Origin of the sequence: Streptomyces sp. Je 1-4 4N24 (assembly GCF_026239515.1) — a bacterium.
Taxonomy (GTDB): domain Bacteria; phylum Actinomycetota; class Actinomycetes; order Streptomycetales; family Streptomycetaceae; genus Streptomyces; species Streptomyces nigrescens.
Window position 1 is genome coordinate 5,728,678 of the sequence record NZ_CP110836.1, and the last position, 16,409, is coordinate 5,745,086.

Consider the following 16,409-nt stretch of genomic DNA (forward strand, 5'->3'; position numbering starts at 1 on the left):
CATGACGTGCGGCCGGTAGGCAGCAAGTACCTGCTCGAGGAGCCGCTGGGACGCGGTGCCACGGGCACCGTCTGGCGTGCCCGCCAGCGGGAGACGGCGGGCGCCGAGGCCGCCGTGGCCGGAGAGCCCGGTGAGACGGTCGCGATCAAGGTCCTCAAGGAGGAGCTGGCGCACGACGCGGACGTGGTGATGCGCTTCCTGCGGGAGCGCTCCGTCCTGTTGCGGCTGACCCACCCGAACATCGTCCGTACCCGCGACCTCGTCGTCGAGGGCGATCTGCTCGCCCTGGTCATGGACCTGGTCGACGGCCCCGACCTGCACCGCTATCTGCGCGACAGCGGCCCCTTCAGCCCGGTGGCCGCCGCGCTGCTCACGGCCCAGATCGCCGACGCGCTGGCCGCCAGCCATGCCGACGGTGTGGTCCACCGCGACCTCAAGCCCGCCAACGTCCTGCTCGCCGGGTCGGACGGCAGCAGCGAGATGCACCCGATGCTGACCGACTTCGGCATCGCCCGGCTGGCCGACTCCCCGGGCCTGACCCGCACCCACGAGTTCGTCGGCACCCCCGCCTATGTGGCGCCGGAGTCCGCCGAGGGCCGCCCGCAGACCTCCGCCGTGGACATCTACGGCGCCGGCATCCTGCTGTACGAGCTGGTCACCGGCCGTCCGCCGTTCGCCGGGTCGACCGCCCTGGAGGTGCTGCACCGGCACCTCAGCGAGGAGCCGCAGCGCCCCAGCACGCTGCCCGAGCCGCTGTGGACGGTCATAGAGCGCTGTCTGCGCAAGCGGCCGGAGGAGCGGCCCAGCGCCGAGAGCCTCGCCCGTGCGCTGCGCACCGTCGCGGCCGGCATCGGGGTGCACGCCCGTCCCGCCGAGGCCGAGGCCGCGCTCGGTGTGGCCGCGCTGCTCGCCCCCGACCCCGCGCCCGCCACGGTCCCCGGTACGGGCGCCGACGGCGGCCAGGGCCCCGGAGGCGACGCCGATCCCACCCAGGTGCTTCCGTCGGGCGCCGGTTCGTACGACCCGGCCGCGGCGACCAGCGTGCTGCCGTCCACGGGCGGACCGGGCGGACCGAACGGCCCCGCCGGGCAGGGCGACCCGACGCGGGCCATGCCCCCGATGCCCATGGGCGCACCGGCCGGCGGCCCGCAGGGGCCCGACGGTCCCCACCCGTGGGAGTCCCAGATGAGGGCCGCCCGCGACCGCAACGAGCAGACCCAGGTGCAGTACCTGGACCCCAGCGAGGATCCGCTGCGCCGCCGTCCGCAGCGCCAGGCCCCCCAGCAGCAGCCGCCGCAGCGCCCGCAGCAGCAGTACCGCCAGCAGCCCGCTCCGGTGCCGTACGCCCAGCAGCAGCCGCCGCAACAGCAGCGGCAGCCGCAGGCGCCCCAGCGGCGCCAGGAGCCGCCGCCGCAGCGCTACGAGCCGCAGCGGCCGCCCGCCCCGGAGCCCCGGCCCCGGCGCGAGCCCCGTCAGCGCAGCGCCAACCCGATGAAGATCCCCGGACTGGGCTGCCTCAAGGGCTGTCTGTTCACGCTGATACTCCTGTTCGTGGCGGCCTGGCTGATCTGGGAGCTGACCCCGCTCCAGGAGTGGATCGGCACGACGAGGGGCTTCTTCGCACAGCTCGGGGAGATCTACCAGAGCGTGCAGAACTTCGTGCAGAAACTCGGCAGGTGACGCCGGCCGTCCGCGCGCTCCGTGCAGCCGCGGGCGGCCCCGGGCCTGTCCGGCCGTCATCCGCCGGACGGGCCCTAAGACCCACTCAGTGGATTTGTCGACTTCCGGCGGAGAATTTCGCTCACAGAAGTGAAGGTTGCCACCGTCCGGGGCATTGAACCCCCTGGCATCCGCGTAGCTTTGACGCCAACCTCAGCCCCCGCAGGACGCTCGGGGGCCCGACACGTCGGAGCAGTCTTGGCACGGAAGATCGGCAGCCGGTACACCGCCCACCAGATCCTGGGGCGCGGCAGTGCCGGCACGGTATGGCTGGGCGAGGGTCCCGAAGGGGCCGTGGCCATCAAGCTGTTGCGTGAGGAGCTCGCGGCCGACCAGGAGCTCGTCGGCCGCTTCGTACAGGAGCGGGCGGCCCTGCTGGGCCTGGACCATCCCCATGTCGTCGGCGTCCGCGATCTCGTCGTCGACGGCAATGACCTGGCGCTGGTCATGGAGCTCGTACGGGGCACCGACCTGCGCACCCGTCTGGAGCGCGAACGCCGGCTGGCCCCGGAGGCCGCCGTCGCGATCGCCGCCGATGTGGCCGACGGGCTCGCCGCCGCGCACGCCGCCCGGATCGTGCACCGCGACGTCAAGCCCGAGAACGTCCTGCTGGACATGCAGGGCCCGCTCGGCCCCGGTGGCGCGCACCCCGCGCTGCTCACCGACTTCGGCATCGCCCGGCTCGTCGACTCCCCGCGCCGGACCCTCCCCCAGACTCCGTCCGGGGGGACCCCCACCTCGCTTCGCTCGACCAAGGTCATCGGCACCCCCGACTACCTCGCCCCGGAGATCATCGAGGGGCTGCCGCCGCGCGCCTCCGTGGACGTCTATGCGCTGGCGACCGTCCTGTACGAGCTGCTCGCCGGATTCACGCCCTTCGGGGGCGGACACCCCGGGGCGGTGCTGCGCCGCCATGTGACCGAGAGCGTGGCGCCGCTGCCCGGTATCCCCGACGAGCTGTGGCAGCTGCTGCTGCAGTGCCTGGCCAAGGCGCCGGCCTCCCGGCTGCGCGCCCCGGAGCTCGCCGCCCGGCTGCGGGAGCTGCTGCCCGGTCTGGCGGGCATCCCGCCGCTGGACATCGACGAGCCGGACGACGAGGACCCGGAGGGCGAGCAGGAGGGCGCCGCCGGCTCCCGCGACGAGGCGTTCTACCCGTCGGCGGCACCGGCCGAGGCCACGCCGCCGCGCGGCGCGGTCCCGCTGGTCCAGGGCGCGGTCCCCGACTCCAACCGGGAGACGCACACCAGCATGCGCGTCCCGGGCCCGGACGAGCTGGCGGGCGGCGCCCACGGCACCGCTCGGGCCCCGCGCGCCGCCGGTGAGCGCCGGGCGGGCTCGGCCCGGCACCGTGCGTCCCCTGAGGCGGTGCGCCGCCGCCGGATCAAGCTGGGGGCGGCCGCCGCCGCGGCGCTCGTGGCGGCCGGCCTGGGCGGCTGGCTGGCCTCGGGTGACGACGAGCCGGGCGACGCCACACCGGGCGTCCATCAGTCGGAACCGGACACGCCGTGACGCTCCCCGGGCGCGCGGTGGCCGCGCGCCGGGCCCGGCGATGACCGGCGCGATGACCGGCGCGGTGACCGGTGTACGGGCCGCCGTGGACCGGGTGCGTACGGCTCCCGGCGGGTCCGGCCTGCCGGGGCCGGGTCACGCTGACGGTGGCAGCCGTTAGGCTGGGTGCGTGGCAGTCGTCGATGTATCCGAAGAGCTGAAGTCCCTCTCCTCGACCATGGGGTCGATCGAGGCCGTCCTGGACCTCGACAAGATGAGGGCCGATGTCGCCGTGCTCGAGGAGCAGGCCGCGGCGCCGTCCCTGTGGGACGACCCGGAGAACGCACAGAAGATCACCAGCCGGCTGTCCTACCTCCAGGGGCAGCTGCGCAAGGCCGAGGACCTGCGTGGCCGGGTCGACGACCTCGAGGTGCTCTTCGAGCTCGCCGAGGCCGAGGACGACGAGGACGCCAGGGCCGAGGCCGAGGACGAGCTGTCCGCCGTCCGCAAGGCGGTCGACGAGCTGGAGGTCCGCACCCTCCTGTCCGGCGAGTACGACTCCCGTGAGGCGGTCGTCAACATCCGCGCCGAGGCCGGTGGCGTCGACGCCGCCGACTTCGCCGAGAAGCTGCAGCGCATGTATCTGCGCTGGGCCGAGCGGCACGGCTACAAGACCGAGCTCTACGAGACCTCGTACGCGGAAGAGGCCGGCATCAAGTCGACCACCTTCGCCGTGCAGGTGCCGTACGCCTACGGCACCCTCTCCGTCGAGCAGGGCACGCACCGCCTGGTGCGCATCTCGCCGTTCGACAACCAGGGCCGCCGCCAGACCTCGTTCGCCGGTGTCGAGGTGCTGCCCGTCGTCGAGCAGACCGACCACATCGAGATCGACGAGTCCGAGCTGCGGGTGGACGTCTACCGTTCGTCCGGCCCCGGCGGCCAGGGCGTCAACACCACCGACTCCGCGGTCCGGCTGACGCACATCCCCACCGGCATCGTGGTCTCCTGCCAGAACGAGCGCTCGCAGATCCAGAACAAGGCGACCGCGATGAACGTCCTCCAGGCCAAGCTCCTTGAGCGCCGCCGCCAGGAGGAGCAGGCCAAGATGGACGCGCTCAAGGGCGACGGCGGCAATTCCTGGGGCAACCAGATGCGTTCGTACGTCCTGCACCCGTACCAGATGGTCAAGGACCTGCGGACCGAGTTCGAGGTAGGCAACCCGACCGGTGTTCTGGACGGCGACATCGACGGCTTCCTGGAGGCCGGAATCCGCTGGCGCAAGCAGCAGGAGAAGTAACGGGCCGGTCCCGTCCGAAGGTGAAACAACTGCCTCCCTCGCGGAGGCAGTTGTTTTTGCTGTGGGGGTTTGGTCACAGTCGTATGTCCATGTACCGCGCAACTCTTGGTAATTCGGGCATCCGGCCTTTAATCGACCTTGACGATAGGGGCGGAACTGGGAAGGCTGAGCGCGGCATGCGTATGTCTGGGGCGCGTGCAGTAACGGGGAATTGAGCGGCCTGGCCGCTGTGCGGAGCTGAGGCTCGCGTACCCCGGCACCGGCTCGTCGCCCCGCACAGCGGTGCTCCCATGACGAGTTCAGCTACTGGGGGTAGCAGTACATGACGAAGAAGACGCGGCTGCGCGTAGCGCGCATTGCGGCCGGTGCAGTGATTGCGGCGGGTGCGTCGCTCACCGCCGCCGGCGCTGCTTCCGCGGCCAGCCCGGGTGACACCGCGGGCCAGGACGGCGGCATCATCGGCGGCATTATCGGCGGGATCATCGGCGGCGGCGACTCGGGTGGCGAGTCCACCGGCAGCACCGACGGCGGCGAATCCACCGGCCAGGTCGGCGGCGACGACAGCACCGGCGGCGAGATCGGCGGTGACGACAGCACCGGCGGCATCGGTGGTGACGAGTCCACCGGCGGCATCGGCGGCGACGACAGCACCGGCGGCATCGGTGGCGACGAGTCCACCGGCGGTACGGGCAGCACCACCGGCGGTGACGAGTCCACCGGCGGCACCGGCAGCACCACCGGCGGTGACGAGTCCACCGGCGGTACGGGCAGCACCACCGGCGGTGACGAGTCCACCGGCGGCACCGGCAGCACCACCGGCGGCGACGAGAACACCGGTGGCACCGGCAACTCCGGCAGCACCGGCAACTCCGGCGGCACCAGCGACGGTGGCAGCTCCATCGGTGACACCGACGGCACCGGCCCCGACAACGAGGGCTCCAAGCCGATCGAGCAGCCGGGCCAGGGCAAGGAGCAGATCGCTGACACCCCCGGCCAGGCCAAGCAGCAGGCCAAGGGCGGCGAGCTGGCGGAGACCGGTTCCTCCGGTACCACCTTCCTGCTCATCGGTGCGGCGACGATGATCGCGGGCGGTGTGGGCTTCCGTATGCTGCCCCGCCTGATCAACAAGAACGGCGGCGGCGCCGCGGCGGCCTGACGCCGACGTGCCACAGCTGGAGGGGCCCGGGACGCGACTGCGTTCCGGGCCCCTCGGCGTCCGCGCTCCCGCGACCGCCGAGGAAGCCTCGTACCGGGGTCAGACGGCCTGGTGGAGGAGCAGACCCACCGCGATCAGCAGGACCATCAGCGCCACCAGCATGGCGGGGCTGAGCTGGGCGAAGATACCGCCCGCTTGTTGCTGAAGCCGTTCTCTGCTTGCCCGGCACACGGGGCAGCGGCCCTCGTTCACAGGGGCCGCGCAGTTGGCGCACACCAGTCGGTCGTACGTCATGCGACCTCCTTCTCCACTGCACCAACGCACCGGAAGGCGCATTGGTTCCCTCCTCCACTGTGCCAGCTCCTCACCGGAACGGCGCGCCCCGCGGGATTGTGCGCCTTTTGTCCCGTAGGTGCCGTGAATAAACGCACCAACCGCCTACGGCGACTGCGCCGTCCTGCGAGGTTCGCGTATGGTCACGCACACCGACGGGAGCCGCAACTCGGCAACCCGTGCCCCTATCCAGGTCGACCGTGGTGCATCAGTGATCCGATTCGACAACGTCTCCAAGACCTACCCGAAGCAGAACCGCCCTGCACTCAGGGACGTCTCGCTCGAGATCGAGCGTGGCGAGTTCGTCTTCCTGGTGGGCTCCTCGGGCTCCGGCAAGTCCACCTTCCTGCGGCTGCTGCTGCGCGAGGAGCGGGCGAGCCATGGCCACGTGCACGTTCTGGGCAAGGACCTCGGCAAGCTCTCCAACTGGAAGGTTCCGCAGATGCGGCGCCAGGTGGGGACGGTCTTCCAGGACTTCCGGCTGCTCCCCAACAAGACCGTGGGGGAGAACGTCGCCTTCGCCCTGGAGGTCATCGGCAAGCCGCGGGGCCAGATCCGCAAGACCGTTCCCGAGGTCCTCGAACTCGTCGGCCTCGGCGGCAAAGAGGACCGTATGCCGGGTGAACTCTCCGGTGGTGAGCAGCAGCGCGTCGCCATCGCGCGGGCGTTCGTCAACCGCCCGATGCTGCTCATCGCGGACGAGCCCACCGGCAACCTCGACCCGCAGACCTCGGTCGGCATCATGAAGCTGCTGGACCGGATCAACCGGACCGGTACGACGGTGGTCATGGCCACCCACGACCAGCAGATCGTCGACCAGATGCGCAAGCGGGTCATGGAACTAGAGAAGGGCCGGCTCGTACGCGACCAGTCGCGCGGCGTGTACGGCTACCAGCACTAAGCGTGTACGGCCCCCAGTACTGAAAGGACGCCATGCGCGCCCAGTTCGTCCTGTCGGAGATCGGCGTCGGTCTCCGCCGAAACCTCACGATGACTTTCGCCGTCATCGTCTCCGTAGCCCTTTCGCTCGGCCTGTTCGGCGCCTCGCTGCTGATGCGCGACCAGGTCAGCACCATGAAGGGCTACTGGTACGACAAGGTCAACGTCTCCATCTTCTTCTGCAACAAGAACGACGCCGAATCCGGTGCCAACTGCGCCAAGGGCGCGGCCACCCAGCAGCAGAAGAATGACATCAAGGCGGAGCTGGACCGGCTGCCGATCGTGCAGAAGGTGACGTACGAGTCCAGCGACCAGGCCTACAAGCACTACAAGGAGCAGTTCGGTGACACGCCCGTCGCCGGGCTGGTGACTCCCGACCAGCTTCCGGAGTCCTACCGCGTCAAGCTCAAGGACCCCACGAAGTTCACGGTCATCAAGTCGGCGTTCTCCGAGCGGCCCGGCGTCATGGAGGTGCAGGACCAACGGGACACCGTTGAGCCGCTGTTCAACCTCCTCAACGGCATGAACATCGCCGCGCTGGTCGTGATGGGGCTGATGCTGGTCGTTGCGCTGATGCTGATCGTCAACACCGTGCGGGTGTCGGCGTTCAGCAGGCGGCGGGAGACCGGGATCATGCGGCTGGTGGGAGCGTCCAGCTTCTACATCCAGATGCCGTTCATCCTCGAAGCCGCCATCGCGGGCCTGCTCGGCGCCGCCTTCGCCTGTGTGCTGATCGTCGGCGGCAAGTACATCCTCGTCAACAACTGGCTGGCGGAGAGGATCCAGGTGATCAACTTCATCGGCTGGGACTCGGTGGTCGCGGTCCTCCCGCTGGTCCTCCTGATCGGGCTGCTGATGCCCGCGCTCGCCGCGTTCTTCGCGTTGCGCAAGTACCTCAAGGTGTGAGCTTTGCCAAGGGGCGCCGTACGGTCAACTTGCCGTACGGCGCCCTTTTGTCCCCTAGACTCACCGGCATGTCGGGCCCGTGTTCGTACGACCGGCCCCGCCGCATTCGCCGCGGGGCGGCCCTGACGTTGTTCCTCGCGAGCGTGCTCGCCACCGGCGTGGTGACCGGCACCTGGAGCGATGAGGCGGAGGGTGCCGTGGGGCGCACCGCCCCGGACCACAGATCCTCCGGAGCGCACACCCGCGAGTCCCTCGCGGACCGCGCCGCCGTCGAGCGGGCCGCTTCCGAGGCCGTCGAGGACGGCAAGTCCGGTGCGCAGGCCGCCGCCGACGTCGTCAGCCGCAGCGGCGACCGCTGGTCGACGATCTACACACCGGGCGAGTACGAGGATTTCCAGGAGCAGTTGGGCGGCGGTTATGTCGGCGTCGGGCTCTGGGTGCGGCAGGCGGCCGGCGGCCGGATCGTGGTGTCCCGGGTCCAGCCCGGCGGCCCCGCCGAACGGGCCGGCATCACGGCGGGCGACCGGCTGCGCGCCGTCGACGGCCGCACCACCCGGGGCGTCCCGGTCACCGAGGTCGTCGCCCGGCTGCGCGGTGACGCCCCCGGCGGCTCGCGTGGCCCCGCCGCCGCGGCCGGGACCCCCGTGACCCTGGATCTCCAGCGCGGCGACCGCCGCTGGACCGAGACCCTGCACCGCACCCGGGTGAAGGCCCGCAACGTCGTCGTCGACCGGCCGTCCGGTGACCGCGGCCCGACCCGCGTCAAGATCGCCGCGTTCACCAAGGGCACCGGCGACGCGGTCCGCCGCGCGGTGCGCCAGGCCTCCCCGGACGAGGGCATGCTGCTCGACCTGCGGGGCAACACCGGCGGCCTGGTCACCGAGGCCGTCGCCACCGCCTCCGCCTTCCTGGACGGCGGCCTGGTCGCCACGTACGACGTCCGCGGCAGTCAGCGCGCCCTGTATGCGGAGCGCGGCGGGAATACGCATGTCCCGCTGGTCGTCCTTGTCGACGGGGGCACGATGAGCGCCGCCGAGCTGCTGGCCGGTGCGCTCCAGGACCGTGGCCGGGCGGTCGTGGTGGGCTCCCCGACCTTCGGCAAGGGTGCGGTGCAGATGCCCAGCGAGCTGCCGGACGGCTCGGTCGCCGAGCTGACCGTCGGCCACTACCGCACCCCCTCCGGCCGGACCGTCGACGACACCGGCCTCACCCCCGACCTGGTGGTGGGCAACGGTGCCGAGAAACGGGCCCGCACAGTATTGAGTGGCCTCGGGGGCGGGTCTTAGTGCGAAAATGGCCGCACTATGGCTAAGGACAAGGGCAAGGACAAGGATCCCGGGCGCAAGCTCGTGGCGCAGCACAAGAAGGCGCGGCACGACTACCACATTCTGGACACCTATGAGTGTGGTCTGGTGCTGTCCGGCACCGAGGTGAAGTCGCTGCGGCAGGGCCGGGCGTCGCTGGTGGACGGTTTCGTCCAGATCGACAACAACGAGGCCTGGCTGCACAACGTACATATTCCGGAATACGCCCAGGGCACCTGGACGAATCACAGTGCGCGGCGCAAGCGGAAGCTGCTGATGCACCGGGCCGAGATCGACAAGCTGGAGTCCAAGAGCCAGGAGTCGGGTCACACGATCGTGCCGCTGGCCCTCTATTTCAAGGGTGGCCGGGCCAAGGTCGAGATCGCGCTGGCCAAGGGCAAGAAGGAGTACGACAAGCGGCAGACGCTCCGCGAGCAGCAGGACCGCCGTGAGACGGACCGGGCGATCTCGGCGGCCCGGCGCCGGCAGCGGGCCTGATCAGGCCCGACGGAGCCCGGTCCGGCCGGGCTCCCGGGAATACGCTGGCAACCGCGGGCGTTGTTCCCGTACGATGGCTCCACACCCCACGAGGGGCGTAGGTACCACCTTGATAAATCAACATGGGGATGATCGGTTTCGACAGCGGATGTCGAAGCAGGGGAAGCGAGTCGAGGAAGCGGCAATGATCTCGTTAACCATATGTCGCAACCAATAATCGCCAACACCAAGCGCGATTCCTTCGCCCTCGCTGCCTAAGTAGCGACTTGCGAAGTGTCAGCCCGGGGCTGTTCCCGACCCGGATCCTGGCATCAGCTAGGGAACTAAACTTCTAGACCCGGTCACGGGGTATAGAAGGAAATCAAACAGTGACTGGGCCCGTCGGAGACTTGTTCGCGTGATCTCCGGGGCCGAGAAAATCGCAGCGAACTGCACTCGGAGAAGCCCTGATTCCGCACCGTTGGACGCGGGTTCGATTCCCGCCATCTCCACGACACGGAGAGCTGGGGGCAAGGCCCCCCAGACCCCGTCATCCCATGTAAGGCCCAGGCCCCGCATGTCCGAGAGGACAGCGGGGCCTGAGTCGTTCACGGACCCGGTCAGCTGACCGCCGCCGGGACGCCCGGTCGCCGGCGGGCGGTGAGCAGGGTGACGGTCAGCGCGAGGGCGGCCGCCGCCACGGGCACGCCGTAGGCCGCGCTTCCCAAGGCCAAGTGGTCGACGGCCCAGCCGCCGCTCGCCGAACCGGCTGCGATACCGCCCAGCAGCGCGGTCACGGCGAGCGTCATGCCCTCGTTCAGCTGGCCGGGCGGCGTCCGCGACTGGACGAGGCCCATGCCGGTGACCATGGTCGGTGCGGTCGCCATACCGGCCAGGAGGAGCGCGACGGCCAGTGTCGCCGGGCTCCCCGTCCCGGCCGCGAGCAGCGGGAGCAGCATCAGGGCCGCCATCGCCGCGGTGCAGCCGAGGAAGCGGAGGCCGGGCCGGCCCGCCGGCCGCAGCAGGCCGTAGAGCAGTCCCGCGGCGCAGGAGCCCGCCGCCTGGAGGGCCAGCATGGCGCCCCCGGCGGAGCGGATGCCCTGGGCGTCGGCGTGGGCGAGGGTGACCACTTCCAGTGAGCCGAAGATCGCGCCGGTGCAGAGGAAGGTGAGGAGGAGGGGCGGGAGGCCGGGGAGGCGTAGCGGGGAGCGGGCAGGGGGACGGTCCGCGGTGCGGGCGGCGACCGGGGGTTCGGTGCGGCGCTGGGCCGCGAAGAGCAGCACCCCGGTCAGCAGGAGTGCCGCGCCCACTGCCGTACCCGCCTCCGGGAAGAGGGTGGTGCACAGCAGTGTGGCGAGCACCGGGCCGAGCATGAAGCACAGCTCGTCCGCGGCCTGTTCGAAGGAGTTGGCGGTGTGCCGGGCGGCCGGGTCGTCGCGGAACAGGTGCGCCCAGCGGGCGCGGGACATCCCGCCGGTGTTCGGGGTGGTCGCGGTGGCGGCGTACGAGGCGAAGAGCGTCCAGTCGGGTGCTCTGTAGTGGACACAGAGCAGGAGTGAGAGCGAGCCGAGGGTGGCGAGCGCGGTGGCGGGGACCGCGGTACGGGCCTGGCCGTAGCGGTCGACCAGCCGGGCGGTCCACGGTCCGGCCAGCGCCGTTGCCGCCAGCCCGGTCGCGGTGACCGCCCCGGCCAGCGCATAGGAGCCGCGCGAGCCGGCGATCATCAGGACCGCGCTGATGCTGAGCATCCCCATGGGCAGCCGGGCCAGCAGATTGGCGGCCGTGAAGGCGCGGGTGCCGGGGACGGCGAAGATCCGCCGGTAGGGCGCGAAGGGGCGGAAGCGTGCGCGGCGGCGGCGCGGGGCCGGGCGTACGGGAGATGGGGGTCCCCCCGGTCGAGCGGAGCCGAGAGTGGGGGACGTCACAGGGCGGGCGGCGAGGAAGAGGATCATGCCTTCTACGGTCGTCGCCGGGCCCCTCGCCCGTCCAACACCTGCTCAGCGCCCATTTACACAGCTGGGTTGTCAATGGGCTGAGGGCTGCCGTCGCCGCGGGTGCTGCCAGGATGGCCCGATGCCGTACGACATCGATCCGCGACTGCTGCGCGCGTTCACCGCCGTCGCCGAGGAGCTGCACTTCACCCGGGCCGCCGCCCGGCTGTACGTCGCCCAGCAGGCGCTGAGCCGCGATATCCGGCGGCTGGAGCGGGAGTTGGGCGCCACACTGTTCGTACGGAGCACCCGCCGGGTCGCGCTGACGGCGGACGGGGAGCGCCTGCTGCCGTACGCACAGCGGGTGTTGGCCGCGCAGGACGAGCTGGCCGCCGCGTTCCGGGCCGCGCCGGAGCGGCCGCTGCTGGTCGATGTGAGCGTCCCGATCGGCACGGCTCACGCGGTGCTGGAGGCGGCCAGGGACCGGGTGCCGGAGAGCTGTGAGCTGGTCGCCCGCTTCCACAGCGGGCTGACCGGTGCGGCGGCCGAGATCGCGGCCGGACGGCTCGATGTCTCCTTCGGCCGGATCGCGGCGCTGCCGGCCGACGTCCGCGCCGGTCTCGACCATCAGCCGGTCCGCCTGGAGCCGATGGCGGTCCTGCTGCGCGACGATCATCCGCTGGCGGCACGGCCCGCCGTCCCGCTCGCGGAGCTGGCCGGCGAGACGCTCTACGCGGCCGCCGGCAATCCGCAGACCGTGGAGTGGACCGACCTGGCCGAGCGGCTCTTCGCGGGCCGCGGAATCGCGACGGCCGAGCCGTTCCCGGAGATCGAGGGCTCGCAGGAGTTCATACGGGTGGTGCGCAAGCGGGGGTGGTCGGTATTGGCGAGCGTGGAGTTCATGGACGTACCGGGGATGGTGCTGCGGCCGCTCGTCGACCCCGTACCGCTCTCGCCGGTGTCCCTGGTGTGGCGGCGCGGACTGCGGCATCCGGGGCTGGACGCCTTGCGGGCCGCCGCACGGGAACGGGCCGAGCGGCACGCCTGGCTGGCGCTGCCCGGGAGCGCATGGTGGCTCCCGGAGGCGGATGCGCGGGCGATGGGCGTGCACGGGTGGCGGGCGTGCACGGGTGACGGACCGGCGCCGCGCGACACACCGCAGAAAGTGGCCACGCACAGGCAACCGCGGACGCGCGAAAACCTTTCCTAAACGGCAGGGAACGTATGTGGAACGAATAAGGGGAGCAGCCGTGCGAAGGCGTTCACTTCTCGCGGCGGTGGCGGCCGCGCTGACCTTGACCGTCACGGCGGGCCTGGCCCTGACGGGCTGCGGCTCCCCGCGGATGGCGGCGCTGCACGCCAACTGCACGACCAAGGGCCTGGGGTGGAAGCTCACCGTCCTGAAGAAGAAGCCGCACGCCCAGCACCGCGAAGCCCGGCTGTCCGTCGTCAACAAGGGGACGGACCCGTGTGTGTTCCGCGGCTTCCCGGCCGTCGCAGTGCATCTCGGCAAGGGGCCCCAGTCCGATGCCCAGGGGCATGGCCGGGCCCTGCCGATAGACCTGCGGCGCGGCGCCACGGTCACCACCGGCCTGCGCTACCGGGACTGCCCCAAGGACGCACTGCTGAGCGAACCCATAGCCGTCACCAACGACATCGCCGTGGTGTCCGCGCCCCGCGACTCCACGGACGGGCACGCGGTCGTGGCCCGGGACGAGAAGGGCAAGCGCCTGCAGATGAACATCTGCGCGGACACGATCTGGATGGGCCCGCCGCGGGAAGCGGCCGAGTAGCTCTGTTTACGGGGCGGTTGGGGCGGTGGTGGTAGTAGTACGTGCCGCGAACGAGGTGAATGCGGCCCAGGCACGCGGCGAGACGTCGAGGTGCGGGCCCTGGGGGTCCTTGGAGTCGCGGACGTGGACGGTGGCGGGGTGAGCGGCCACCTCTACGCAGTTGCCGCCCTCGTCGCTGCTGTGGCTGGACTTGTGCCAGTCGTAGGCGACTTCGAGGCAGGCGCCGCCCTCGTCGCCGCTGTAACTGGACTTGCGCCAGTCGTAAGCCACTTCGAGGCAGGCGCCGCCCTCGCTGCCGCTGTAGCTCGACTTGAACCATGTCAGGTGGGTCATCGCTCTCCTAGCAGCCGGTCCAGCAGACCCACGGTCTCTTCGGCGTTGAGGGCCTGCATTCGCAGCATTCCATACTTCTGAGCGAGGATGCTGACCTCGTCCGGGTCCGAAATCAGCTCACTGCTGCGCTGCGCCTCGGTGTAGGCCAGGTGCTGATGATCGGGGGTTTCCAGAACCACGAACGGACCGTTGAGACCGGCGTGATGCTCGCGGTTCAGCGGCAGGATCTGAATCGAGACACCATTGAGGTCCGCGCAGCTCCGCAGGTGGGAAATCTGGGCCCGCATGACCTCCCGGCCCCCGAGATTGCTGGCCACGATGGCCTCCGAGATGACGAAGCTGGCGATGACGGGCTTGTCCCTGTGCAGGATCTGCTGGCGCTCCAGCCGCCCCGCGACCCGCCGCTCCACTGTCTCCTCGTCGAGGAGCGGGATTTTGCTGCGGAAGGTGGCACGGGCGTAGTCCTCGGTCTGGAGCAGGCCGGGGAGTACCCCGTACTCGTACCAGGAGAGCGCGATGGCCAACTGCTCATAGCCGATGAACTCCTCCGCCCAGATCGGATACTTGTCCTTCGGCGGCAGCTTCTCCACCCCCGTCGCCAACGCCCCGCCCGTACGCAGGAGTTGATCGAACTCGCTCGCCAGATGCGGCATCAGGGCCCGCCTGCCCTGTTCGATGGAGGCGATGGTCTCCTCGGAGGCGGTGGTGCGTTCCCCGAGGGCGCGCTGGGTGAGTCCGGCGTTGATGCGGAACATCGCCAGTTGGGCGCCGATGACTTCCATGGCTGCGGAGTGCCGGTTCCTGGGCTTCTTTCGCGGCTGCATGGCCTTCCACTCCCCGTAGTTGGGTGCCAGTGACCGTGTGTGCGCCCGTACTCACCGGGAGTACGGGTCGCCTGGCGCGGCAGCATAGTTACGCAGCGCGACCGTCGCCGCGGAAATGTGCAGATCGCACCCGCACGGGCGTCCGGGCCGCCTCACCACCCGTCGCCACACCCCGTGAGTGCAAGGTTTCGTCCGTGTCACCGGGCGGCACGGTACGGAAACCCGCCATCCCTAGCGTCAGTGGGCAGGACCTGAACCCTGGGAGGCGCGATGACGGCCGCGGCAGAAGAGACCCGTAGCGAGAGCCCTGACGAGACCCCTGCCGGCGGTCGTGGCGAGAGCCGGCCGAGGAGGGGCGGCCGGTGGATCGAGCACTGGGACCCGGAGGACGAGGGCTTCTGGCGGGAGTCGGGGGAGCGGGTCGCGCGGCGGAACCTGGTGTTCTCCGTGCTCTCCGAGCACATCGGGTTCTCCATCTGGAGCCTGTGGTCGGTGATGGTGCTGTTCATGGGGCCCGAGTACGGGATCGATCCGGCCAGCAAGTTCTTCCTGGTGGCGATGCCGACGGTGGTGGGCGCGGTGCTGCGGGTGCCGTACACCTTCGCGGTGGCGCGGTTCGGCGGGCGCAACTGGACGGTGATCAGCGCCGCGATGCTGCTGGTGCCGACCGCTGCGGCGGCGGTGGTGATGGAGCCGGGCACCTCGTACACGACGTTCATGCTGGTCGCGGCGCTGGCGGGGGTCGGCGGCGGGAACTTCGCCTCGTCGATGACCAACATCAACTCCTTCTATCCGCTGCGGAAGAAGGGGTGGGCGCTGGGGATGAACGCCGGTGGCGGGAACATCGGGGTGCCGGTGATCCAGCTGCTGGGGCTGCTGGTGATCGGGACCGCGGGGGCCGCGCATCCGCGGATCGTGCTGGCCGTCTATGTGCCGCTGATCGTGGTCGCGGCGGTGTGTGCGGCGCTGTTCATGGACAACCTCGCGCCGGTGACGAACGACACCGGGGCGGCCCTCGACGCCGCTCGGGAGCCGCACACCTGGGTGATGTCGCTGCTGTACGTCGGCACCTTCGGGTCGTTCATCGGCTACAGCTTCGCCTTCGGGCTGGTGCTGCAGAACCAGTTCGCGCGCACGCCTCTCCAGGCGGCGTCGCTGACCTTCATCGGCCCGCTGCTGGGGTCGCTGATCCGGCCGGTCGGGGGGCGGCTGGCGGACCGGTTCGGGGGTGCCCGGATCACGCTGGGCAACTTCGGGGCGATGGGGCTGGCCACCGGGGTCGTCATCTATGCCTCGGCGGAGCGGTCGCTGCCGGTGTTCCTCGTCGGGTTCATCGCGCTGTTCGTGCTGACGGGGCTGGGCAACGGCTCCACGTACAAGATGATCCCGGGGATCTTCCAGGCCCAGGCGCTGCGGCGGGGGCTGGCGGGCGAGGAGGCCGCGGCCTACGGGCGGCGGCTGTCGGGGGCGGCGATGGGGCTGATCGGGGCGGTGGGCGCGCTCGGCGGGCTGGCCATCAACCTCGCCTTTCGCCAGTCGTTCCTGGTGGCGGGGTCGGGCACGCCGGCCTTTGTGTCGTTCCTCGGCTGCTACGTGGTGTGCGGCGCGGTGACCTGGACCGTATACCTGCGTCCCGCGGCCCGTGCGCGGCGTACGGCGGATGTGGCGGAGGCGGCACCGGCGGACGAGGGGCGGCGCCCGGTGTACGCGGAGGTGTGAGCGGGCGGGGCGGTATGGGCGGCGGCCCGTCTCCGGGCCGCCGTACCGCGGCCGGCGCCCGCCCGGCGCGCTCACCCGCGCTCGCCCGGCGCCCGCCACCGCGCCCGTCCGCGCCGGTCCGCACCTGGCCCGCACCCGGCCGGTCGGACGGGGCGGCGTGCGGAGCGTCGTAACCACGGGGAAATATGGG

15 protein-coding genes and 1 other RNA gene are annotated in these 16,409 nt (G+C 71.0%); 12 read left to right on the plus strand and 4 right to left on the minus strand.

Features of this window, described 5'->3' with window-relative positions:
• Positions 1 to 6: 6 nt before the first annotated feature.
• The 4 genes from SLV14N_RS25080 (at position 7) to SLV14N_RS25095 (ending at position 5,660) form a co-directional block, all read left to right on the plus strand.
• Positions 7 to 1,680 carry a serine/threonine-protein kinase gene (locus tag SLV14N_RS25080; RefSeq protein WP_263271161.1) on the plus strand — a complete coding sequence of 558 codons (1,674 nt, stop codon included), beginning with the start codon at positions 7 to 9 and terminating at the stop codon, positions 1,678 to 1,680.
• A gap of 237 nt (positions 1,681 to 1,917) precedes the next feature.
• The gene (locus SLV14N_RS25085; RefSeq protein ID WP_208683785.1) at positions 1,918 to 3,228 is read left to right on the plus strand and encodes a serine/threonine-protein kinase; all 1,311 of its coding nucleotides are present in this window, start codon (positions 1,918 to 1,920) and stop codon (positions 3,226 to 3,228) included.
• A gap of 169 nt (positions 3,229 to 3,397) precedes the next feature.
• Positions 3,398 to 4,504 (plus strand): peptide chain release factor 2, encoded by a 1,107-nt coding sequence (prfB, locus tag SLV14N_RS25090; protein WP_018091239.1) that lies wholly within the window; start codon positions 3,398 to 3,400, stop codon positions 4,502 to 4,504.
• A gap of 322 nt (positions 4,505 to 4,826) precedes the next feature.
• Positions 4,827 to 5,660, plus strand: coding sequence for an LPXTG cell wall anchor domain-containing protein (locus tag SLV14N_RS25095; protein ID WP_208683787.1), 834 nt, complete (start codon positions 4,827 to 4,829; stop codon positions 5,658 to 5,660).
• Between the two features lie 99 nt (positions 5,661 to 5,759).
• On the opposite strand, the gene SLV14N_RS25100 is transcribed toward SLV14N_RS25095, so the two are convergent.
• Complete coding sequence (locus tag SLV14N_RS25100; RefSeq protein WP_127151170.1) at positions 5,760 to 5,954, minus strand: hypothetical protein; 195 nt, start codon at positions 5,952 to 5,954, stop codon at positions 5,760 to 5,762.
• Between the two features lie 250 nt (positions 5,955 to 6,204).
• Here SLV14N_RS25100 and ftsE point away from each other — a divergent pair, with 250 nt between their 5' ends.
• The 5 genes from ftsE (at position 6,205) to ssrA (ending at position 10,134) form a co-directional block, all read left to right on the plus strand.
• Positions 6,205 to 6,894 (plus strand): cell division ATP-binding protein FtsE, encoded by a 690-nt coding sequence (gene ftsE / locus SLV14N_RS25105; RefSeq protein WP_018091242.1) that lies wholly within the window; start codon positions 6,205 to 6,207, stop codon positions 6,892 to 6,894.
• A 32-nt stretch (positions 6,895 to 6,926) separates the two neighbouring features.
• Complete coding sequence (gene ftsX / locus SLV14N_RS25110; RefSeq protein ID WP_018091243.1) at positions 6,927 to 7,838, plus strand: permease-like cell division protein FtsX; 912 nt, start codon at positions 6,927 to 6,929, stop codon at positions 7,836 to 7,838.
• Between the two features lie 68 nt (positions 7,839 to 7,906).
• Positions 7,907 to 9,124 carry a S41 family peptidase gene (locus tag SLV14N_RS25115; RefSeq protein WP_208683789.1) on the plus strand — a complete coding sequence of 406 codons (1,218 nt, stop codon included), beginning with the start codon at positions 7,907 to 7,909 and terminating at the stop codon, positions 9,122 to 9,124.
• Between the two features lie 18 nt (positions 9,125 to 9,142).
• Positions 9,143 to 9,640: an SsrA-binding protein SmpB gene (gene smpB / locus SLV14N_RS25120; RefSeq protein ID WP_208683792.1), complete on the plus strand. Its 498-nt coding sequence runs from the start codon at positions 9,143 to 9,145 to the stop codon at positions 9,638 to 9,640.
• A 124-nt stretch (positions 9,641 to 9,764) separates the two neighbouring features.
• Positions 9,765 to 10,134, plus strand: a transfer-messenger RNA (tmRNA) gene (ssrA, locus tag SLV14N_RS25125).
• Positions 10,135 to 10,239: 105 nt separating this feature from the next.
• Here the strand turns inward: ssrA and SLV14N_RS25130 are convergent.
• Complete coding sequence (locus SLV14N_RS25130; protein ID WP_263271162.1) at positions 10,240 to 11,571, minus strand: MFS transporter; 1,332 nt, start codon at positions 11,569 to 11,571, stop codon at positions 10,240 to 10,242.
• A gap of 121 nt (positions 11,572 to 11,692) precedes the next feature.
• Between SLV14N_RS25130 and SLV14N_RS25135 the strand changes: the two genes are divergently transcribed.
• Complete coding sequence (locus tag SLV14N_RS25135) at positions 11,693 to 12,760, plus strand: LysR family transcriptional regulator (protein WP_263271163.1); 1,068 nt, start codon at positions 11,693 to 11,695, stop codon at positions 12,758 to 12,760.
• A gap of 40 nt (positions 12,761 to 12,800) precedes the next feature.
• Positions 12,801 to 13,343, plus strand: coding sequence for a DUF4232 domain-containing protein (locus SLV14N_RS25140; protein WP_263271164.1), 543 nt, complete (start codon positions 12,801 to 12,803; stop codon positions 13,341 to 13,343).
• A gap of 6 nt (positions 13,344 to 13,349) precedes the next feature.
• On the opposite strand, the gene SLV14N_RS25145 is transcribed toward SLV14N_RS25140, so the two are convergent.
• Both SLV14N_RS25145 and SLV14N_RS25150 read right to left on the minus strand, forming a co-directional pair.
• On the minus strand, positions 13,350 to 13,676 hold the full coding sequence (locus SLV14N_RS25145) for a DUF397 domain-containing protein (RefSeq protein WP_208683800.1): 327 nt from the start codon (positions 13,674 to 13,676) through the stop codon (positions 13,350 to 13,352).
• On the minus strand, positions 13,673 to 14,500 hold the full coding sequence (locus SLV14N_RS25150; protein ID WP_263271165.1) for a helix-turn-helix transcriptional regulator: 828 nt from the start codon (positions 14,498 to 14,500) through the stop codon (positions 13,673 to 13,675). The genes SLV14N_RS25145 and SLV14N_RS25150 overlap by 4 nt, the downstream gene beginning before the upstream one ends.
• A 270-nt stretch (positions 14,501 to 14,770) precedes the next feature.
• Here SLV14N_RS25150 and SLV14N_RS25155 point away from each other — a divergent pair, with 270 nt between their 5' ends.
• Entirely contained in the window at positions 14,771 to 16,219 is a 1,449-nt protein-coding gene (locus SLV14N_RS25155) for a NarK/NasA family nitrate transporter (RefSeq protein ID WP_208683802.1), read from the plus strand.
• The last annotated feature ends 190 nt before the right edge of the window (positions 16,220 to 16,409 follow it).

Bases quoted from the DNA above. Each gene is read 5' to 3' on its own strand.
- SLV14N_RS25155 (WP_208683802.1), top strand. From the start codon at position 14,771: ATGACGGCCGCGGCAGAAGAGACCCGTAGCGAGAGCCCTGACGAGACC.
- SLV14N_RS25095 (WP_208683787.1), top strand. From the start codon at position 4,827: ATGACGAAGAAGACGCGGCTGCGCGTAGCGCGCATTGCGGCCGGTGCA.
- SLV14N_RS25150 (WP_263271165.1), bottom strand. From the start codon at position 14,500: ATGCAGCCGCGAAAGAAGCCCAGGAACCGGCACTCCGCAGCCATGGAA.
- SLV14N_RS25135 (WP_263271163.1), top strand. From the start codon at position 11,693: ATGCCGTACGACATCGATCCGCGACTGCTGCGCGCGTTCACCGCCGTC.
- SLV14N_RS25145 (WP_208683800.1), bottom strand. From the start codon at position 13,676: ATGACCCACCTGACATGGTTCAAGTCGAGCTACAGCGGCAGCGAGGGC.
- smpB (WP_208683792.1), top strand. From the start codon at position 9,143: ATGGCTAAGGACAAGGGCAAGGACAAGGATCCCGGGCGCAAGCTCGTG.
- SLV14N_RS25130 (WP_263271162.1), bottom strand. From the start codon at position 11,571: ATGATCCTCTTCCTCGCCGCCCGCCCTGTGACGTCCCCCACTCTCGGC.
- SLV14N_RS25100 (WP_127151170.1), bottom strand. From the start codon at position 5,954: ATGACGTACGACCGACTGGTGTGCGCCAACTGCGCGGCCCCTGTGAAC.
- ftsX (WP_018091243.1), top strand. From the start codon at position 6,927: ATGCGCGCCCAGTTCGTCCTGTCGGAGATCGGCGTCGGTCTCCGCCGA.
- SLV14N_RS25115 (WP_208683789.1), top strand. From the start codon at position 7,907: ATGTCGGGCCCGTGTTCGTACGACCGGCCCCGCCGCATTCGCCGCGGG.